Below are 4,539 nucleotides of genomic sequence, written 5' to 3' on the forward strand. Positions count from 1 at the left end.
GCGGGCCGGCTGTGATGCCGGCCCGCCTTCTCTCGTCTCATCCCTCGGCCTGCGACGGGTGGCCGTCGGCGTCCTTCACGAAGCCGTCGTCCGGGTTCTCCGGGTCGTCGCCCTCCGCCTGGGACGGGTGCTCGTCGTCGCTGCCAGAAGGCGCGACCGGCGGGTCGGCCATCCCGAGGCCGTCCTCATCCGGAGCCTCGGCGGCCGGGCCCTCGTCCACCGTGGGGTCCTCGCCCGTGCTCAGGTCCGGATCCTCGCTGACGAGGTCGTCCTCGGGGCCTCGCTCGTCGCGTGTGGGGTCGACGTTGTCGTTCGGCGTGCTGTTCATCGATAGCTCCTCCCGTGGGGTGCCTACAGCCTCGCGCGGTCGGTCGTCCCGCGCGAGGGGATTGACACGAACGCGCATCGGGAACGCGCGAGGCGGTCTCTAGACCGAGAGGTCCTCGCCTTCGGCCTGCGAGGGGTGCTTGTCGAACCAGTAGGGACGCCCGTCGTGCAGCAGGGCATCGGGGTCGATCTCGTTTCGCATGATGTGCTCCTTCGGTCGTCGATGCGATGGGGGTGACGGTCAGTACGCCTGCGCGCGCTGCCCGACGATCAGGTGGATGAGCGAGAAGCGGCCGTCGCGCTGGGCCGCGAGCGCAGCCCCGACGGCCTCCGCCACGTCGGCGTCCCGCTCGACGCGGATGCCGAACCCGCCGAACGCGGTCGCCATGCCGGCGAAGTCCGGGTTCACGAGCTGCGTGCCCGAGATGCGGCCGGGGTGGTGGCGCTCCTGGTGCGTGCGGATGGTGCCGTACTCCTGGTTGTCCATCACGACGACCAGGGGAGCGGCGCCGTACTGGCGTGCGGTCGCGAGCTCCTGACCGTTCATGAGGAACTCGCCGTCCCCCGCGATCGTGACGATCTGTCGCTCCGGGAACCGCAGCGACGCGGCGACGGCGGACGGGATCGAGTACCCCATGGAGCCGTTTCCCGCGCTCACCATGGCGGGGTACTGCCGTACAGGGAAGTAGCGGTGCGCCCAGTTTGTGTGCTCGCCCGCGCCCAGCGTGACGAGCGCGTCCTCGCGCAGCAGCGGCACGAGGTGCGCCATGAGCGTGTCCATGCGCGCGGGCTCCTCGGCGTCGGCGCGGGCCTCGGGAAGCGCCGCGAACGCCTCCTGTTGGCCGCGCATCCGAGCGGTCCACTCGGCCCACGCGGGATCCGTCTCGACGTGCAGCGCGACGAGATCCCGGACGAACGCGCACGGCTTCGCGACGATCTGATGCGACACCGCGCCCGAGCGGCCGCGCAGCGACGGATCCATCGACACGAGGAAGTTGCGCGCCTGCCAGCCCTGGCGTGCCGTGTAGCTGCTCGTCAGCACATCGCCGGGGAGGGTGCCGACGAAGACCAGCAGGTCGGTCTCCTCGAACAGGTCGTAGGTGGGCTTGGGGCGGCCGTAGCCGATCGGGCCGACGTAGCTCGGGGAGTCGAAGCCGACCACGCCCTCCGTGCGCCACTCCGCGGCGGCGGCGATGCCGTGCTCCTCCAGCCACGCGGTCAGCTGTGCGGAGGCGACGGGCGTCCAGTCGCTGCCGCCCGTCACGAACAGCGGCTTCCGACTGCCGCGCAGCGCCTCGCCCAGCGCGCGGGCGTCGGATCCCGCGATGCCGCCCTCGGCGACCGGGATCGGCGGATGCACCGTCACGGGCACCTGCCGGCGGATGACGTCCTCGGGAAGGCCCACCACGACGGGACCCGGACGTCCGGAGCGGGCGGCGAAGATCGCCTCGGCGACCGTCTCGGCCGCGCGCTCGGCCGAGTCGAGCACGAGCACGCGCTTGGCGCCCTTGTCGAACCAGCCGTGGATGTCGAACTCCTGGAACGCCTCGCGACCGCGGTGGTCCATGGGGATGAGTCCCACGAACAGCACGAGCGGCGTCGAGTCCTGCCATGCGGTGTGCAGCCCGACGAGCGCGTTCGCGGCCCCCGGGCCGCGGGTCACCATGACGACGCCCGGCAGGTCCGACAGCTTCCCCTCCGCCTCGGCCATGTACGCCGCGCCGCCCTCCTGACGGCACACGATCGTCTCGATCGTGGAAGCGTGCAGGCCGTCGAGCACCTCGAGGTAGCTCTCACCCGGCACGACGTACGCGCGGGGGATGCCGTGCTCCTCGAGGGTGCGGACGATCGCGTGCCCCGCGCTCTCCGTCGTGGGCGCGGAATCGGCGACGGTCGGGGAGCCTGCGGGCGCCTCGACGGCGAGGTTCGTGGTCATCATCACTCCGGGCCGATCGGCGGGGTCATGACCAGGATCGGCGTGCCGCGGGGATGTTTACCGCCCGATCTGCGCGAAAGATCGGCGGATCTTTGCTGAATGTGCGGCGATCCGCCTGTTTTGCGCTCCTCGCCGAGCAGATCCCTCGGCGGGGTCGCACTCAGGAAAGTCGGGCGATCGCTGCGGCCACCAGGGCGACCGCCGCGGCGAGGAGCGCCATCGCCGTGTAGCCACCGGTCGCGTCTGCGGCGACGGGCCCCAGCACCGGGCCGAGCGCCGAGACGATCGTGATGGGCGCGGCGAACACGCCGTTGATCGCCCCGTAGCTGCGCGTGCCCCAGCGCTCGGCGACAGAGGAGGCCTGCACCAGCGTCTGCGCACCCCGTATAGCTCCCGCCCCGATCGCGACCGCGATCAACAGCCATGCCGGTCCCGGAATCACCGCCAGCAGCGCCAGCGTGATGGCCGACAGCGCCGCCGTCACCACGAGCGGCAGCCACGCCGCCGCCGCGTGCGGGATCGCGACGTAGATCAGGCGGCCGATCACCTGCCCCGCACCCAGCAGTCCGAGCGCCCACGCCGACAGGGTGTAGTCGAGACCCTTCTCCAGGAACAGCGGGATCAACGCGAGAGTCACCATGTACAGCGAGGCGGCGACGAGCATGGTCGCCAACGTCAGTGCCCAGAAGCGGTGTGTGCGCAGCAAGGCCGCCACGCTGTGGTCGGGCTCGCGCGCCGCTGCCGGGGGCATCGGCTGCCACCGGGGCTCGAGTGTGAACCAGTGGAGCGGGATCGTCGTGACGGCAAGCGTGCCCGCCAGGATCAGGAACGTGGTGCGCCAGTCGGTCACCGTGAGCAGCGCGGCAACGATCGGTGCGAACACCGTCGACGCGAGACCTCCCGCGAGCGTCAGCACCGTCATCGCGCCGCGTCGGCGCGCGTGGTATCGGCGCGCCAGTACGGTGAACGCTGCCTGGTACAGCACGGCGCTCTGCGCGCAGCCGGCGACGACCCATCCGATACCGAACCACAGGGGGTCCGGCGCGAGAGCGACGATCACGAGCCCCGCCGATCCCATCGCGCTGCCGAGCGTCATGATGCCGCGCGGGCCCTGTCTGTCAAGTCGACGCCCGACGGGCACGCCGACGAGAGCGGAGGCTATGAGGCCGACCGAGAACAGGCCCGTCACGACGGTCAGCGGCCACGCGGTGTCGCTCGCCACCGCCGGCGCGGCGACGATCATCGCGTAGAACAGGACGCCCCAGCTGATCACCTGGCCGACCGACAACGCCGCGAGACGCGTCCCCTGCCAGGGCTCGGGCGTCGTGTGCATCGGGGTCCTCCCACGGCTCGTCGGGCACGCGATCGTAGCGGGTGCCGGTGAACCCTCGCCCGCGGCTTGAGCCCACCGGGTGCGCGGCCGAGGAAACCTGCGTCTCCTAAGGAGAGAACCCCCGCGTGACGAGAGCGGGGTCCGCATCCGGGGGGGAGGGGAGGCGGACCGCTCGGAAACGGTTGTCACGCGGGGGCGGTGAAGGGGCGCAACGGGGCGCTCGGGTCAGTTGCCGGTCAGGTGGCTGATGGCGTCGGCGCGATCTCGGCGATCAGCGCCTCGACGCGGGATCGGATGTCGTCGCGGATGACGCGCACGGCCTCGATGCCCTGGCCTGCCGGGTCGTCGAGCTGCCAGTCCTCGTAGCGCTTCCCGGGGAAGATCGGACACGCGTCGCCGCAGCCCATCGTGATCACCACGTCCGATTCGCGCACCGCGTCGACCGTGAGGATCTTCGGCGCGCGGCCGGTGATGTCGATGCCCTCCTCCGCCATCGCCTCGGCGGCGACCGGGTTGATCCGGTCCTTCGGCTCGGATCCCGCCGAGAGCACCTCGACGCGGTCGCCCGCGAGGGCCTCGAGGTAACCGGCGGCCATCTGAGAGCGTCCGGCGTTGTGGACGCAGACGAACAGGACGGTGGGCATGGTCACCCCAAAAGCATAGATGGCAGTCTATGTATCCTGCAAGGGGGGCTCAGTGCCCCGCTCCGAGCCCGCCCGACAGCCGGCCGTGGAAGTCGCTGGCGGCATCGTTCATCCCCACGATCTCGACCTCGGCGCCGTGCCGCTCGTACTTCGTCACGATGGCGTCGAGCGCCGCGACCGAAGACGCGTCCCACACGTGCGAGCGGGACATGTCGATCACGACCCGCTGCGGGTCGGCGACATAGTCGAACTGCGTCGTCAGGTCGTTCGACGAGGCGAAGAACAGCTCCCCGTCGACG

The 4,539-nt window shown here is 71.2% G+C and carries 5 protein-coding genes; all 5 read right to left on the minus strand.

Annotated elements, in window-relative coordinates:
• Positions 1 to 37 precede the first annotated feature (37 nt).
• On the minus strand, positions 38 to 328 hold the full coding sequence (locus RIF89_RS03180) for a hypothetical protein (RefSeq protein WP_309067710.1): 291 nt from the start codon (positions 326 to 328) through the stop codon (positions 38 to 40).
• A gap of 240 nt (positions 329 to 568) precedes the next feature.
• Positions 569 to 2,263: a thiamine pyrophosphate-dependent enzyme gene (locus tag RIF89_RS03185; RefSeq protein ID WP_309067711.1), complete on the minus strand. Its 1,695-nt coding sequence runs from the start codon at positions 2,261 to 2,263 to the stop codon at positions 569 to 571.
• A 160-nt stretch (positions 2,264 to 2,423) separates the two neighbouring features.
• Positions 2,424 to 3,596 carry an MFS transporter gene (locus tag RIF89_RS03190; protein WP_309067712.1) on the minus strand — a complete coding sequence of 391 codons (1,173 nt, stop codon included), beginning with the start codon at positions 3,594 to 3,596 and terminating at the stop codon, positions 2,424 to 2,426.
• Between the two features lie 236 nt (positions 3,597 to 3,832).
• Positions 3,833 to 4,240: an arsenate reductase ArsC gene (locus RIF89_RS03195; RefSeq protein WP_309067714.1), complete on the minus strand. Its 408-nt coding sequence runs from the start codon at positions 4,238 to 4,240 to the stop codon at positions 3,833 to 3,835.
• Positions 4,241 to 4,289: 49 nt separating this feature from the next.
• A partial coding sequence (locus RIF89_RS03200) for an STAS domain-containing protein (RefSeq protein WP_309067713.1) occupies positions 4,290 to 4,539 on the minus strand: 250 nt, incomplete at its 5' end.

The sequence above is a fragment of the Microbacterium sp. genome (genome assembly GCF_031178525.1).
In the GTDB taxonomy this organism is placed as follows: Bacteria; Actinomycetota; Actinomycetes; order Actinomycetales; family Microbacteriaceae; genus Microbacterium.

Excerpts from the sequence above, each read along its gene's own strand:
- RIF89_RS03180 (WP_309067710.1), bottom strand. The coding sequence starts at position 328 with ATGAACAGCACGCCGAACGACAACGTCGACCCCACACGCGACGAGCGA.
- RIF89_RS03185 (WP_309067711.1), bottom strand. The coding sequence starts at position 2,263 with ATGACCACGAACCTCGCCGTCGAGGCGCCCGCAGGCTCCCCGACCGTC.
- RIF89_RS03190 (WP_309067712.1), bottom strand. The coding sequence starts at position 3,596 with ATGCACACGACGCCCGAGCCCTGGCAGGGGACGCGTCTCGCGGCGTTG.
- RIF89_RS03195 (WP_309067714.1), bottom strand. The coding sequence starts at position 4,240 with ATGCCCACCGTCCTGTTCGTCTGCGTCCACAACGCCGGACGCTCTCAG.